This is a genomic window from Microbacterium sp. 1S1 (assembly GCF_008271365.1).
Classification (GTDB): Bacteria; Actinomycetota; Actinomycetes; order Actinomycetales; family Microbacteriaceae; genus Microbacterium.
Window position 1 is genome coordinate 801,115 of the sequence record NZ_CP043430.1, and the last position, 13,754, is coordinate 814,868.

A 13,754-nucleotide genomic window follows, 5' to 3' on the forward strand; every position below is an offset into this window, starting at 1 on the left:
GCTCAGCCGGCCGGCTGGATCTCGGCGATGTCCATCTCCCACACGGAGTTGTAGACGGCGCCGGCCACGCTGGACGCGGAGGAGATGTTGCGACCGGGGACGATCAGCGGCACGAACGGACCCTCGGCCTGCATGGCCTCGGCGAACTCCGTGAACGCCTCGGTGCGCTGCTCGGCGTCGGTGGCTGCGGCCGCACCGGCGGCGATGCCCGCGATCTCCGGGTTGGCCTCGGCCGCCCAGCCGGCGCGGAGGCCGACCTTCAGACCGGGAGCGAAGGGGAGGAAGTTCGCCGAGTCGGCGTAGTCCGGGCCCCAGAACCACAGGCCGAAGCCCTCGGTGCCGTTGACGTATGCGTCGAGCTCGGTCGCGAACGGGGCCGGAGCCAGTTCGACGGCGATGCCCGCGTCCTCCAGCTGAGCCTGGATGCGCTCCGCGAGCGGTGTGAACTCCACGCCACCGACGGGGTAGTCGTTCGGGAACTGCAGCTTGAGGGTCTGACCGGAGTACCCGGCCTCCTCCAGCGCGGCCTTCGCCTTGTCGAGATCCTGCTCCACACCGCTGTCGAGGGCGCCCTCGAAGCCGGGCGGGATGACGCCGGTCGCCTGGACCGCGCCCGCACCCGCGAGCTCGAGCAGCGCGTCGTAGTCGAGGGCGTACCGGATGGCCTCCGCGATCTTCACGTTCGCGAGGTCACCGCCGGCCGCTCCCTGGTTCAGCAGCAGGAAGATCGTCTGGCCGGAAGGGACGGAGTCGACCGTGATGTCGTCGCCGAGACCCGCGACCTGGTCGCCGTTGAGGTCCATCGCGACCATGGAGTCGCCGCCCTTGAGGTTGGCGAGCTGGGTCGCGCTCTCCGAGACGTTGCGCACGACGACACGGCTGTAGGCCGACTCCTCGTCGCCGTTGTACTCGTCGTTGCGCGTGAGGACGACCTGCGAGCTGAGGTCGAGGGTGTCCAGCACGAACGGTCCGGAACCGGCGGACTCGCCGTCGAGGAAGCCCTGGGCGCTGTCGGTGCCGTCGGTGGTGCCGCCGTTCTCCATGACGACGTCCGCGTTGACGATGCCGAGCGCCGGGTTCGCGAGGATCGCCGGGAGCTGCAGCAGCGGGGTCTCCGAGGTGAAGCGGATGGTCTTGTCGTCGACCTCCTCGATCGTCAGGCCGCCGAGCAGGAAGTTGGGCTTCGCGTCTGCCATGCCCTGGATGCGCTGCAGGGAGAAGACGACGTCCTTCGCCTCGATGGGCGAGCCGTCGGAGAACACGCGGTCGCCTTCGAGCGTGAACGTGAACTCGGTCGCCTCGTCGTTCTGCTCCCACGAGGCGAGGCCCGGGACCGGGGTCGAGACGTCGGAGCCCTCGAAGTCGACGAGGGTCTCGTACAGCGCCTTCGCGATCATGTTGCCGGTCGGGTCGTACGTGTGACCGGGGTCCGTGGTCTCGATCGAGAATGCGGTGTCGATGACCAGGGAGTCGGAGCCCTGGGACGACTCGGAGTTGTTCGCCGAGTTCCCTCCCGAGCAACCTGCGAGCGCCAGGAGCGCGACGGCTCCGAGCGCGATGACCGGCGTGATACGGCGTGACGACATCAGGGCCTCCAAGGGCGAGGAGTACATTCGGGTCCGGTCGCCACCGATGTGGACGACCGGGGATCAGATTCGCATCATATGCGACGATGTGTCCAGCAAGTGCGCGTCACACCGGCACGCATTGTCGAGAACCTCGGATGTGAGGAGCAATATGTCCAGCAAGGACGCGGATCCGTCGAAGCAATCTGGACGAAGTGCTGCCCCTTTGGATGAGACGGCGTACAGAATCCTCGACGTGCTGCGCGATAACGGTCGCGTCTCGATCGCCGCCCTCGCCGAGAAGGTCGGCATCTCGCGGGCCAGTGCCTACACGCGGGTGGAGTCGCTCGTGCACGACGGCGTCATCACCGGGTTCAGCGCGCGGGTGGATCAGGCCAAGGCCGGGCTCTCGATCGGGGCGCTCGTCTTCGTGACCGTCATGCCGCAGGCCTGGGCGTCGTTCCGCGAGCGAATCATCGAGATGCCGGACGTGGAGTGGTGCGCGATCACGACCGGGGAGCACGACGCGATGCTGCTCATCCGTGCCGTCGACGTGAGCGGCGTGCACGAGTTCTCGACGGGGGTCATCGCGCAGCTCCCCGAGGTGCGCACCGTGGTCAGCGTCGTCGTTCTCGACGAGGTCATCCGCCGGCCGTACCTGTTGCCGGGGGACCTGCCGGAGCGGCAGACCGAGGTCCCGCTCGGGATGACCCGGTGGACACCGGCGTCGCCCGGCCGGGACGCGCTGCCGCCACGCTGAGGTCAGGCGGCCGGAATCTCCTCGACGACGCTCAGCTGCGGGAGGCCGTGCATCTCGTAGTGCTCCACCAGGCGGATGCGGCCGTCATCGGTGAGCTCCAGTTCGCTCTCGCCGTCGCCGGTGACGACGGTGCCGTCGGCCTTGAGCACGTGGACGAACGAGACCCAGATTGTGTCGCCGGTCCGCGTGCCAACGAACTTGCCGAAGGTGACCGTGTCGCCCTCGTAGCCGCCCCAGATCGCGCCGTCCTTCTCGAAGTACTCGAAGACGCTGGGGGCGTCGGGGTCGACGGCGGACGTCGTGGACGAGACCATGCGGAAGCGTCGGCCGTCGAGGGAGGGGAGGGCGGCGGTGGCAGTCACCCCTCGATTATGGGGGATCGGCGGGCACGCCTGGCGTCGTCGGACGCGGCCGGTACCGTGGTCGCATGGAGTGGATCGCAGACCCCGGCGTCGGCGCGTGGCTGCGCGAGACCCTCGACGACGACCTCAGCAGCATGCACGCGGTCGTCCCCCGTGGCTTCCCTGCGTACGCCCGCGTGTTCCATCCCGCCGCGGTGCGGGACAGTCCCACGGCGACCGAACCCGACGTGCGTGTCACGTGGGCGGAGACCGCCGCCGCCTTCGGCACGACGATGCACGCAGAGGCGCAGTGGCACCGGATCGTGCGCACTCCCGTCGACGCCGACTGGCGGACCCGCATCGCTCCGGACGGCCGCACGTTCACGGCGCCGATGGAGGGCGCACTCGACAGCGATCTCGTGGCGGTCCTCGCCGGGCACCTCGCCGCCCACACCGCGACGCCGGACGACGGGGTCGTCGCGCTCTGGGAGGGGTTCGGCGGTCTGGTCGGCTTCTTCGGAGACGGGCCGTCCCGAGCCTTCCTCACGTTCAGCGCCGACCCGGACCATCAGGCGATGCTCGACCGCAGCATCCACGACCCGTTCAACAACGCCTTCCGGAAGCCGACCTGGCAGGACGGCATCCTTTCGCGGGAGATCTCCGAGGGGCCGCGGCTGCGCCTCCCCGGCCGCGACTACGTGCTGTTCTCCGGCGGCGCCCGGGATCTCGTCGATCCGGAGTGGATCCTGGCCGTACCGTGGCGCGACCGGGTCGGCGAGGAGCACGGCTTCCCGCCCGCCGCGCAGAGCCCGAACATCCTGTGGCCGACGGATCGCGCGTGGGTGATGGTGTCGGAGGTCGATTACGACTCCACGATCGTCGCCGGCTCGCCCGACCTGATCCGCGCGATCTGCACGGACGCGCGGCTGGAGGCGAAGGCTCTACGCGCGGGCGCCGACCTCACGTGGGACGCCGACGAGGTCAACCGATGACATCCCCGCAGGCGTCGGCATCGTTCGACGCGAGCGCCCTGACCGACCCCGTCGACCCGGCCGCCGTCCGCGCCTTCGCGGCCGAGCTCCGGTCCCGGCGGACGACCGGCATGGCGGTGTCGTCGATCATCGCGATCGTGGCCGTGGCGATCGCCGGGGCCGTGCTGCTCCCGGTCCTCGCCTCCGTGGTGGTGGCAGCGGGCAGCGGCTCTCCCGCCTCGGCGGCGATCGCCCTCGTGCTCCTCCTGCTGGTGGCCACGGGGGTGGGCGTCCTCATCTGGTTGGGCGTCCGCAACGCACGCACCACCCGGTATCGCCTGCACCGGTTCGCCCAGGCCAACGGCATGACCTACGAGCCGCGCGTCGACGATCCGCCGCTGCCCGGGATGATCTTCCACCTCGGCCGCTCGCGCCTGGCCACCGACCTCATCCGCGGCACGCACCCGCGGTTCGTGGAGTTCGGCAACTACCAGTACACTGTGCAGTCCGGGAAGAACTCGACGACATACCGGTGGGGCTACGTGGCCGTGAAGCTCGACGTCCCGCTGCCGAACATCGTGCTCGACGCGAAGGGCAACAACGGCTTCGGCTCCAACCTGCCTGCCTCGTTCCGGCGGGCGCAGCGTCTGTCCCTCGAGGGTGACTTCGACCAGCACTTCACCCTGTACTGCCCGGACGGCTACGAGCAGGACGCGCTCTACCTCTTCACCCCGGACATCATGGCGCGGTTCATCGACAACGCCGCGCAGCTCGACGTCGAGATCGTCGACGACTGGCTCTTCCTCTACACGCCCCGCCGGGCATCCACGCTCGATCCGGCGACGTGGGCCTGGCTCTTCGGAGCCGTGGGCGCGCTGCTGACCAAGCTCGACCAGTGGGCGCGATGGCGCGACGACCGCCTGGTCGCCGCCGCGACACCCGGGGGCCATGCACTCCCGTTCGCCCCGCCGGCCGGGATGCTCACGCCGCCGCCCGGGGTGGCGCCGCAGGGCCGACGCCTCAAGCGCACGGGCACCTGGGTCCCGATCCTCGTGGTGATCGGATTCGCGGTCTTCTGGATGCTCAGCCGCTGGAATTGACGAACCCGATGTGGGGGTGGGTGCCGCTCTGGGGAACCGACGCCCACCCCATCCCCCCTCGGGATCGAAAGGAATTCGACGTTCCCTCCGCATTGACGGTTCGACCGTCCCGCCCGTGGTCAGCTGGGGACTGACGCTGCGTGGCGATACCGGGATGGTATACCGGCGGACGTTGCACCCGGTTGCGTTCATGCGCGGGAATGCACTTTCCCGCGTGAACCCCAGCAGTCTCGAAGGCAAGTAGCAGCAGACGACTTGGACGGGCTCATCGAAGCGATTGTGGATTCGCCCACCCCGGAAGTCGTGTTCTCCGCCGGAGATGAAACTCTCACACTCTCCGAGTCGACCGCTTTTCCCGGAGCACCCTCGCTGCAATTCTCAGTCGCTGACGAGGCTGATGTCGAAGTCGACGGAGAATCAGCTTCGGCTACCCTATTGCTACCGCCGGAGTCCACCTCGAAGGCGATCCAGATAGAGGCGGACGAAGAACTCGACTTCATCCTTCAAGAGGATGGAAGTGCTCTGATCATGCCAGCCGACGACGACAGCTTGGTGAGCTACGGGCTACTCGAGCCTCCGTCGGCGACGGTCGACGGCGCCCCGGTTCCTGCGGAGTATCGCGTCGTGGACGATGGTCTGGAAATCTATACCCCGTCCGCCCGGGGCGCAGCGTTCGCTGCGACTGCCGGATGGACGTACTCAAATAATGTCAATTCCAAGACTCTCGCCCCTGGGGGATACGTATCGAAGGCCGCTGCACTCAAAGAACTGAAGAGGTGCTTCAACTGCAGCTTCCCCGTTGGAGGGGGCTGGGGCAAAGTTCCCCGCTGTTGGAAACCTTTGGAACCTCAAAGTTCCCACCCGGCCCCTCGCACCGGTGAAGGTGACTGCAGCCGACGCATCATATGGCTCGTGGACCTTCACCACTCTGGCGGGGCATTTCGACCATGCCGGTTCAACCATCACTTTCCGCATGAACGCCGGTAGAGACGGCGAGTATGTGCTCGCGGTCAACGCGAACGTGAAAGGCTCGAACGTTTGGGAGCCCTTGAACACCTACATCGCGAAGAATACGTGGACCAATTTCGTTCTGCGCACATGCCAGAACGCGAAAAGCCACTCGTGACCGGCAGAATTCGTCCCCGGGCCGCAATGTGGGCGTTGATCCTCTCGTGGGGAGCCGGCTCAGCAGTGCAGCTCGGAGTCCTCGTGCACGGAGCGCCCTTCGACCTCGCATCGACGCTCGGCCTGATGGGGTTGTACCAAGTGTTCAGCATCCCGCTCGCCGTGTGGTCCGTTGCCGCACCTCTCGTCGCGATGGCTGTAAGCGATCGATGGGGACGCACGTGGATGACCGTAGCCATCGGTTTCCTTGCGGCGCTGATCGGGTTGGGAGTCAGTGCCGCGATCATCGTGCAGCTCACACTTGCGAGCTCCGATACAACGACGTTCTCGACGCTCCCCGAGACGGTTGTCGCGTTGGGAGCGTTCCACTTCGTCGCGTGGGGGGTGCTCGCGGCCGTGCAGTCCGGAACGGCGCCGAGCCAACGCACGGCACATAGGAGAGGCACTCGCCTCACCTGACCCACTCCTGTAAGGGGACCTGATGCATCGTCAGGTCCCCTACAGTTCAGAAGACCGGCCCTGGGGCCTGCTCCACGGCAGGCCCCAGGGCCGTCGTCCCGGCCAGGACCGCGTCGAGCATCTGCCAGGCGTCCGCAGCGCGCATCGCCTCTCCGATCTGCCGTGCGCGGTCCCGGAACGTCGGCTCGGCCAGCACCCGGTGCACGGCCTCGGCCACCTGCCCCGGCTTCGGCGCATTCGTCCGCAGGTTGATGCCGACGCCGGTCCAACCGACCCGGGCGGAGACCTCGACCTTGTCCTCCGTCTGACCCGCGACCACCAGCGGGACGCCCTGGGCAAGGGCCTGCTGCACCCCGCCGTAACCGCCGTTCGTGACGAACACGTCGACCTCCGGCAGCAGCCGGTCGTAGGGCAGGTATTCAGCGACACGGACGTTGGCCGGCAGCTCCTTCGGCAGCACCTCCCGCGGACGCCCGCCCGTGGAGACCACCACGAGCACGTCGGCCTGGGCGAGCCCGGCGATGGTCGGCAGCACGAGCTGGCCGAAGTCGGCGTTGGCGATGGTGCCCTGACTGACGTGGATCACGGGCCGCCGTCCGTCCAGGTCGGACCACCACTCGGGCAGCGGCACGGTCGACGCCGCCGCGGGCAGGGGCCCGGCGAAGTGCACGGACGCCGGGAGGTCGGAGCGTGGGTACTCGAACGCGGATACCGAGAACTGCACGTACGCATCGGCGCGCCCCGCCCAGTCGAGCACGAATCCGCCGAGATCGCGGCCGACCGCCTCGCGCGCCATGGCGTCGGCCTCCTTCTGCACACCGCCGAAGATCACGCGCTCCGCCACGGTACGGAGGAAGGCGTTGCGCACCCGACCGAGCGGCCCGCGCATCGGCGTGACTCCGAGCCCGAACGGGGCCGTGTCGACGCTGCGGGCGCCGAGCGGGAAGATCCCGAGGACCACGACCGCGGGTCGTTCGGCCTTCGGCAGCCGCTGCAGGAGCGCCGCACCGACGAACAGTGGTTCGGTGAGGACGGCGTCGATGCGGTTCCGGGCCAGCTCGACGCGCACGGCCTCGAGCTGAGCCCGACCTGGGCGGATGAAGAGGGTGCTCATGTCGAAGCGGAGGGCGGCCACCCCGGTGAGGCCCTCGCGCTCGGGGAACGCGCCGTTCGCGTCATCGAGATCGACGTCGGCCTCCGCCGGCAGCGGACGGAACCGCGCGCCCGCCGCGGTCACCTGCTCCTCGTAACGGGTGCTCGTGAGAAAGAGGACGTCGTGCCCGCCGGCGACCAGGTGCCTGGCGACCTGCAGCAGCGGGAGCACGTGCCCGTGGGCGGGAGTGCAGGTGAGGAGGTAACGGGACATGGCGGCTCTCTCGATAGGGTTGGTTGTACCGTTGAAGTATTCATCACCCTCTGAGGAAAGTCAATGAGTTCATCCGCACGCCCATACCGCTCCGCCCTGCGGACACGCCAAGCGGAAGAGACCCGCGCGCGCATCGTCACAGCGGCGGCCCGTCTGTTCGCCGCACAGGGATACCAGGCGACGACGATCTCCGCGATCGCCAGGGAAGCCGGCGTCTCCGCGGAGACGGTGAAGACCACGGCGGCGAAGGCGGAACTCCTCATCGCCGCGTTCGAGATCACCTTCTCCGGCTCGGAAGCCGCGGAGACCCTCGCCGACACCGAAGCCGGATCGGGGCTGACGTCCTTGCCCGACGATGTCTTCCTCGACGCGGTCATCACGCAGATCGGCGCCGCGAACGAACGCGGGCATGCACTCTGGACGGTCCTCCTGGGCGCGGCGCTCTCCGACCCGATCGTCGATGCCGCCCTGCAGCGCATCCTCGCGAACCGGGCGGCGGACTACCGCGGGTTCGCGTCGGAACTGCAGCGCCGCGGAATCGTCGCCTCCGAGCACGACAGCGACGCCCTCGCCGACGTGCTGTCGTTCCTGCTCTCACCGGAGAGCTACCAGCAGCTCGTCGTGCAGTCCCAGTGGTCGCCGGATCGGTACCGCAGCTGGCTGCGGACAGCGGTGCTCACCACGGCGTCCCCGACGGCGTGACGGCTCAGCGCGCGGACCAGCCGCCGTCCATCGTGTAGCTCGCGCCGGTCACCATCCCGGCGGCGTCGGCGGCGAGCCACACGGCGAGACCGGCGACCTCCTCCGGCTCGACGAGGCGCTTGATCGCGGCTTCCGTGAGCAGCACCTTCTCCAGCACCTCGCTCTCCGGGATGCCGTGCACCCGCGCCTGGTCGGCGATCTGACGCTCCACGAGAGGCGTCCGCACGTAGCCCGGATTGATGCAGTTGCTGGTGACGCCGTGCGCGGCACCCTCCAGCGCCGTCACCTTCGACAGGCCCTCGAGGCCGTGCTTGGCCGCCACGTAGGCCGCCTTGAACGGCGAGGCGCGAAGACCGTGGACGCTCGACATGTTGATGATCCGCCCGAAACCGCGCTCGTACATTCCCGGGAGCACGGCCCGCGTCAGCAGGAACGGCGCCTCCAGCATCAACTGCAGCAGGAGCGAGAAGCGGGCCGGGTCGAAGTCCTCGATCGGGCTGACGTGCTGCACGCCGGCGTTGTTGACGAGGATGTCGGTGTCGAAGCGGAGTGCGGCCAGTGCGTCCCGGTCGGTGAGGTCGACCTGCCACGCGTCCCCGCCGATCTCGTCCGCGAGCCTCCCGGCCGCGTCACCGTCGATGTCGGCGATGGTCACTCGGGCGCCCGCCTGCGCGAAGGCCCTCGCGCAGGCGGCGCCGATGCCGCTCGCTCCCCCGGTGACGAGAGCCCGGCGTCCGTGCAGCTCCCTCATGCGGCACTTGCAGCGGCAGCACGGGCGTTCGTACGGGCGGCATCGGCGTCGTCGATGGCCTGGAGCGACGCCCCCTTCGTCTCGCGGAGAGAGAGGACGGCGACGGCGGTCACGATGCAGGCGAACACGATGTAGAGCGCGATCGGCAGCCAGGAGCCGAAGTCCCGGAGCCACTGGATGGCGAGGATCGGCGCCAGCGACCCGGCGAGGATCGCGGTGACCTGCGAGCCGAGCGAGACTCCGGAGTAGCGCATCCGTGTCGGGAACAGCTCGGCCATGACCGCCGGCTGCGGCGCGTACATGAAGGCGTGGAAGCACAGACCGATGGTGACGGCCAGCACGATCAGGACCGGGTTCAGCGTGTCGAAGAGCGGGAAGGCGAAGAATGCCCACGTGGCGCTGAAGATCGCGCCGGTGAGGTAGACCGGCTTGCGCCCCCAGCGGTCGGCGAGCCGCCCCGCCTGCGGGATGATCACGAAATGCACGACGTGCGCGATGAGCAGGGCGAGCAGCAGCTGACTGGTGTCGTACTCGTGCACGGTCTTGAGGTACACGATCGTGAAGCTGACGACGATGTAGTAGACGATGTTCTCGGCGAAGCGGAGCCCCATCGCCTGCACGATCCCGACGGGGTACCGGCGCAGCACCTCGACCACGCCGTAGGACGTGGCCTTCTCCGCCTCGACCTGCGCCTTCGCCTCGAGGAAGATCGGAGCCTCCTCGACGTTGCGGCGGATGTAGTAGCCGACGAGCACGATCACCGCGGAGAGCCAGAACGCGATGCGCCAACCCCACTCGAGGAAGGCGGCCGAGCTCATCGCCCACGAGCTCACGAGGAGCACGAGCGTGGCGAACAGGTTGCCGACGGGGACCGCCGCCTGCGGCCAGCTCGACCAGAAGGCGCGCGAGCGGTCGGGGCTCTGCTCCGCGACCAGGAGGACGGCGCCACCCCACTCGCCGCCGACCGCGAAGCCCTGGATGAAGCGCAGCGCCACGAGCATCGCCGGTGCCCAGTAGCCGATGCTCTGGAAGCCGGGGAGGCATCCCATGAGGAAGGTCGCGGCGCCGACGATGATGATCGTCGCCTGGAGCGTGGGCTTGCGGCCGAAGCGGTCCCCGATCTGACCGAAGACGATGCCACCGAGCGGCCGCGCGACGAAGCCGACCGCATAGGTCACGAACGCGGCGATGATGCCGTCGAGCGGCGACCCCGTGGCCGGGAAGAAGTAGGTGCCGAAGACCAGGCTGGCGGCGGTGGCGTAGAGGAAGAACTCGTACCACTCCACCACGGTGCCGGCCATGGAGGCGACGACGACGCGCTTGAGCTTGGACGGGGAGGCGGCGGCGGGGTGACCGGAGGCGCGGGTGGGGGCGGTCATTTCTCTCCTTCGGTGTCGACGGTGACACATCCGTTCCAGTGTCGGCACCGGTCGGGATTGCAGCAATGCCCAGTGACGCGCAGTCGCTGTGCATAATTGCAGCATGGATGCGGCGAAGAGGCCCCGATCAGACGACCTGCTCGTGCTGCTCGCGGTCGCGCGCACCGGCCGGTACACGAGTGCCGCCACGCACCTGGGTCTCGACCACACGACCGTCGCGCGCCGCATCGCCGCCCTGGAGGACGCGCTCGGCGGACGGGTGGTCACTCAGTCCGCCTCCGGGTGGGAGCTCACCGACCTCGGGCGCACCGCCGCCGAGACGGGAGGACGCATCGAGGCCGCGCTGTCGCAACTCGACTCCGCCCCCGGGGAGACCCCTGATCCGATCGCGGGCGTCGTGCGCATGTCCGCCACCGATGGATTCAGCGCCTACATCGCCGCCCCCGCGATCGCGGAGTTGCGTCGTGAGCACCCGCGACTGACCGTCGAGATCGTGGCCGCCACACGCCGAGCCGCCGAGCATCGTGCCGGTCTGGATCTGGAGGTGGTCGTGGGCACGCCGCAGACCCGGCGAGCGCACGCGGTGAAGCTGGGGACGTACACGCTCGGCATGTACGCCTCGCGGGACTACCTCGACCGCACCGGCACCCCCGTCTCACGCGCGGAGATCGAGCAGCATCGTCTCGTGTACTTCGTCGACTCGATGCTCCAGGTGGACGCGCTCGACCTTCCTCGCCGACTCGTCCCCGGCATGCAGGACGGTCTCACCTCCACCAACGTCTTCGTGCACGTCGAGGCCACCCGAGCGGGGGCCGGGATCGGTCTGCTGCCGTGCTTCGCTGCCGACCGGCACGCGGATCTGGTGCGGCTGCTGCCGGAGACCTTCGCCGAGAAGCTGCCGTACTACATGGTCGCCCGGCCCGAGTCGCTGCGACTTCCCGCGGTCGCGGCCCTCGCCGGGGCGCTGCGTGCACGCACACGCGCCGCGAAGGCCATGCTCGACGGGGCCGACTGACCGTCGGTCAGAGCAGCTCGGCCACCAGGGCCTCGATGCGGCGGCGGATGTCGTCGCGGATCGGGCGGACGGCGTCGATCCCTTGGCCCGCCGGGTCGTCCAGGGCCCAGTCCTCGTAGCGCTTGCCGGGGAAGAACGGGCACGCGTCCCCGCACCCCATCGTGATCACGACGTCCGAGGCCTGCACGGCTTCCGTGGTCAGGACCTTGGGCTGCTCGGCGGTGATGTCGATACCCGCCTCCTCCATCGCGGCCACCGCGACGGGGTTGATCTGGGCGGCGGGCAGCGAGCCCGCGGAGCGCACCTCGATGCGGTCGCCGGCGATCTCTCGGAGGAACCCGGCGGCCATCTGGGAGCGCCCCGCGTTGTGTACGCAGACGAAGAGGACGGAGGGCTTGTGCGGTGCGGTCATGGTCTCTCCAGGATGCTCAGCCGACCGGGACGGGTCGGGACCCGATCTGCAGCGTAGTGGGCGCGGCGCAGCAACTGCCCGCGCCGTCGAAGCCTCCGGCTCCCCCGCAGACACCCGTCTCGGGCAGCACGAGCTCGTTGCGCGCGGCCGCCTCGTGGTCTCCCGCGAGATGTGCGGCGACGCTGCGCACCTGCTCGAACCCGGTCAGGGCCAGGAAGGTCGGGGCGCGTCCGTAGGACTTCGCGCCGACGATGAACACGCCGTGCTCCGGCTGGGCGAGTTGTCGGGCGCCCGTGGCCGCCACCGAACCGCACGAGTGGATGTTCGGGTCGATCTCGTCGGCGATTCCCGCCACCGCGTCCAAGGAGGGATGGAGGTCGATGCGAAGCTCGCGCAGGAAGCTCGTGTCCGGACGAAAGCCGGTGAGGGCGAAGACGTGACCGACACCGGAGACCTCCCGACCATCCTCCGCGATCACGGACAGGGTGCCGGACTCGGAACGGAGTTCAGCGACGCGGAAGCCGGTGACCACCTCGACGACGCCCGATTCGACGACCGCGCGCGCACGGGTGCCGAGAGCCGCGCGCTCCGGCAATTCGTCCGCTGCCCCGCCGCCGAACACGGTGGCCGCACTCCCTCGACGCAGCAGCCACGTCACGCGGGTTCCGGGTTCACGACGCGCCAGTTCGCTGAGGCGGAGCACGGCGTGCGTCGCCGAGTGCCCGGCGCCGACGACCACCGCGTGCATACCGGCGAAGGCGGAGACGTCGTCCGGGATCCGATACGTGATTCGGGCACGTGCGGCGGTCTCGCCGACCGCCGGGAAGCCATCGGCCCCCGCGGGGTTCGGGAGGCTCCAGGTGCCGCTCGCATCGATGATCGCCCGCGCCAGCACCGTGCCCTCGGCACCGGCGCTGTCGCGCGTGTGCACGACGAACGGCTGATCGCGCCGCCCGGCATCGACGACTTTGTCGCGCCCCCTCCGGGAGACACCGGTGACCGTGGTCCCGGTACGGACCCTGTGCCCCAGGGCGTCCGCGAGGGGCAGGAGGTACTCCTGCAGCCACTCCTCCGCCCGGGGATACCCGCTGGCCGGTGCGGTCCAGCCGGTCGGTTCGAGAAGGCGGCGTGCGGCGGCATCCGTGAGCTCCGGCCAGGAGGAGAACATCCGCACGTGCCCCCACTCCCGGACAGCGTCTCCGGCGTGCTCGCCCTGTTCCAGCACGAGGGCATCGAGACCGCGTTCCGTCAGGTGTGCCGCAGCCGCCAGACCCTGCGGGCCGGCGCCGATGATGGCCACGGGCAGGTCGGTCATGGCTCTCCTTACATCGATGAACATCAATACGGGCAGCATCACCCATCTATCGATGATTGTCAATACGTGCAAGACTGAGAGCGTGACCCTTCCCGCGACCATCGACCAGAGCACGTGCTGCACGCCTCACGTCACCGCCACGCTCGGCCCCGACGACGCCGAGCGGATCGCGCGCGTCTTCAAAGCTCTGGGCGACCCCACTCGCGTGATGCTGCTGTCGCTGATCTCCGGCAGCGAGGGCGGAGAAGCCTGCATCTGCGATCTCACCGGACCCGTGGGCCTCTCCCAGGGCACCGTCTCGCACCACATGAAGCTGCTCGCCGACGCGGGACTCGTCACGCGCGAGCAGCGGGGCCGATGGGCGTACTTCTCGCTGAACGACGCGGCCCTTGGCGCTGCCGCCGACGCCTTGCGGTCGCCGGTGCTCGACGCTTCCGGTCGCTGACCCGTGGTGCCCGTGGTCGCGCCGCGTTGCGCGCGCAAGGGGCTGCAT

The 13,754-nt window shown here is 69.2% G+C and carries 15 protein-coding genes; 8 read left to right on the forward strand and 7 right to left on the reverse strand.

Annotated features, from left to right (window positions below):
• Positions 1-2: 2 nt before the first annotated feature.
• The gene (locus FY549_RS04105) at positions 3-1,586 is read right to left on the reverse strand and encodes an ABC transporter substrate-binding protein (protein ID WP_149083948.1); all 1,584 of its coding nucleotides are present in this window, start codon (positions 1,584-1,586) and stop codon (positions 3-5) included.
• 151 nt (positions 1,587-1,737) lie between these two features.
• Between FY549_RS04105 and FY549_RS04110 the strand changes: the two genes are divergently transcribed.
• Positions 1,738-2,325, forward strand: a complete 588-nt coding sequence (locus tag FY549_RS04110) for an Lrp/AsnC family transcriptional regulator (protein ID WP_234024180.1) — start codon at positions 1,738-1,740, stop codon at positions 2,323-2,325.
• Between the two features lie 2 nt (positions 2,326-2,327).
• On the opposite strand, the gene FY549_RS04115 is transcribed toward FY549_RS04110, so the two are convergent.
• A complete protein-coding gene (locus FY549_RS04115) occupies positions 2,328-2,687 on the reverse strand; it encodes a hypothetical protein (RefSeq protein WP_200839096.1) in 360 nt (119 codons plus the stop codon).
• A 65-nt stretch (positions 2,688-2,752) separates the two neighbouring features.
• On the opposite strand from FY549_RS04115, the gene FY549_RS04120 reads away from it, so the two are divergent.
• The 4 genes from FY549_RS04120 (at position 2,753) to FY549_RS04135 (ending at position 6,321) form a co-directional block, all read left to right on the forward strand.
• Positions 2,753-3,658 carry a hypothetical protein gene (locus FY549_RS04120; protein ID WP_149083949.1) on the forward strand — a complete coding sequence of 302 codons (906 nt, stop codon included), beginning with the start codon at positions 2,753-2,755 and terminating at the stop codon, positions 3,656-3,658.
• Positions 3,655-4,737, forward strand: coding sequence for a hypothetical protein (locus FY549_RS04125; RefSeq protein WP_149083950.1), 1,083 nt, complete (start codon positions 3,655-3,657; stop codon positions 4,735-4,737). The genes FY549_RS04120 and FY549_RS04125 overlap by 4 nt, the downstream gene beginning before the upstream one ends.
• A gap of 877 nt (positions 4,738-5,614) precedes the next feature.
• Positions 5,615-5,863: a hypothetical protein gene (locus tag FY549_RS04130; RefSeq protein WP_149083951.1), complete on the forward strand. Its 249-nt coding sequence runs from the start codon at positions 5,615-5,617 to the stop codon at positions 5,861-5,863.
• Positions 5,860-6,321 (forward strand): hypothetical protein, encoded by a 462-nt coding sequence (locus FY549_RS04135; protein ID WP_149083952.1) that lies wholly within the window; start codon positions 5,860-5,862, stop codon positions 6,319-6,321. Before FY549_RS04130 ends, FY549_RS04135 begins: the two co-directional genes overlap by 4 nt.
• A gap of 46 nt (positions 6,322-6,367) precedes the next feature.
• On the opposite strand, the gene FY549_RS04140 is transcribed toward FY549_RS04135, so the two are convergent.
• Positions 6,368-7,687 (reverse strand): glycosyltransferase, encoded by a 1,320-nt coding sequence (locus FY549_RS04140; protein WP_149083953.1) that lies wholly within the window; start codon positions 7,685-7,687, stop codon positions 6,368-6,370.
• A 63-nt stretch (positions 7,688-7,750) separates the two neighbouring features.
• Here FY549_RS04140 and FY549_RS04145 point away from each other — a divergent pair, with 63 nt between their 5' ends.
• Complete coding sequence (locus FY549_RS04145; RefSeq protein WP_149083954.1) at positions 7,751-8,389, forward strand: TetR/AcrR family transcriptional regulator; 639 nt, start codon at positions 7,751-7,753, stop codon at positions 8,387-8,389.
• 4 nt (positions 8,390-8,393) lie between these two features.
• Here FY549_RS04145 and FY549_RS04150 read toward each other — a convergent pair whose 3' ends face one another.
• Positions 8,394-9,140 carry a 3-hydroxybutyrate dehydrogenase gene (locus tag FY549_RS04150; protein ID WP_149083955.1) on the reverse strand — a complete coding sequence of 249 codons (747 nt, stop codon included), beginning with the start codon at positions 9,138-9,140 and terminating at the stop codon, positions 8,394-8,396.
• Positions 9,137-10,519, reverse strand: a complete 1,383-nt coding sequence (locus FY549_RS04155; protein ID WP_149083956.1) for an MFS transporter — start codon at positions 10,517-10,519, stop codon at positions 9,137-9,139. The genes FY549_RS04150 and FY549_RS04155 overlap by 4 nt, the downstream gene beginning before the upstream one ends.
• A gap of 103 nt (positions 10,520-10,622) precedes the next feature.
• Between FY549_RS04155 and FY549_RS04160 the strand changes: the two genes are divergently transcribed.
• Positions 10,623-11,534, forward strand: coding sequence for a LysR family transcriptional regulator (locus FY549_RS04160; RefSeq protein WP_149083957.1), 912 nt, complete (start codon positions 10,623-10,625; stop codon positions 11,532-11,534).
• 7 nt (positions 11,535-11,541) lie between these two features.
• Here FY549_RS04160 and FY549_RS04165 read toward each other — a convergent pair whose 3' ends face one another.
• Complete coding sequence (locus tag FY549_RS04165) at positions 11,542-11,946, reverse strand: arsenate reductase ArsC (protein ID WP_149083958.1); 405 nt, start codon at positions 11,944-11,946, stop codon at positions 11,542-11,544.
• A gap of 16 nt (positions 11,947-11,962) precedes the next feature.
• Positions 11,963-13,261, reverse strand: coding sequence for an FAD-dependent oxidoreductase (locus tag FY549_RS04170; protein ID WP_149083959.1), 1,299 nt, complete (start codon positions 13,259-13,261; stop codon positions 11,963-11,965).
• A gap of 82 nt (positions 13,262-13,343) precedes the next feature.
• Between FY549_RS04170 and FY549_RS04175 the strand changes: the two genes are divergently transcribed.
• Positions 13,344-13,706, forward strand: coding sequence for an ArsR/SmtB family transcription factor (locus FY549_RS04175; protein ID WP_374114489.1), 363 nt, complete (start codon positions 13,344-13,346; stop codon positions 13,704-13,706).
• Positions 13,707-13,754 lie beyond the last annotated feature (48 nt).

Coding starts and splice junctions, on each gene's coding strand:
- FY549_RS04145 (WP_149083954.1), top strand. CDS start 7,751: ATGAGTTCATCCGCACGCCCATACCGCTCCGCCCTGCGGACACGCCAA.
- FY549_RS04120 (WP_149083949.1), top strand. CDS start 2,753: ATGGAGTGGATCGCAGACCCCGGCGTCGGCGCGTGGCTGCGCGAGACC.
- FY549_RS04160 (WP_149083957.1), top strand. CDS start 10,623: ATGGATGCGGCGAAGAGGCCCCGATCAGACGACCTGCTCGTGCTGCTC.
- FY549_RS04110 (WP_234024180.1), top strand. CDS start 1,738: ATGTCCAGCAAGGACGCGGATCCGTCGAAGCAATCTGGACGAAGTGCT.
- FY549_RS04155 (WP_149083956.1), bottom strand. CDS start 10,519: ATGACCGCCCCCACCCGCGCCTCCGGTCACCCCGCCGCCGCCTCCCCG.
- FY549_RS04125 (WP_149083950.1), top strand. CDS start 3,655: ATGACATCCCCGCAGGCGTCGGCATCGTTCGACGCGAGCGCCCTGACC.
- FY549_RS04105 (WP_149083948.1), bottom strand. CDS start 1,586: ATGTCGTCACGCCGTATCACGCCGGTCATCGCGCTCGGAGCCGTCGCG.
- FY549_RS04140 (WP_149083953.1), bottom strand. CDS start 7,687: ATGTCCCGTTACCTCCTCACCTGCACTCCCGCCCACGGGCACGTGCTC.
- FY549_RS04165 (WP_149083958.1), bottom strand. CDS start 11,946: ATGACCGCACCGCACAAGCCCTCCGTCCTCTTCGTCTGCGTACACAAC.
- FY549_RS04170 (WP_149083959.1), bottom strand. CDS start 13,261: ATGACCGACCTGCCCGTGGCCATCATCGGCGCCGGCCCGCAGGGTCTG.
- FY549_RS04150 (WP_149083955.1), bottom strand. CDS start 9,140: ATGAGGGAGCTGCACGGACGCCGGGCTCTCGTCACCGGGGGAGCGAGC.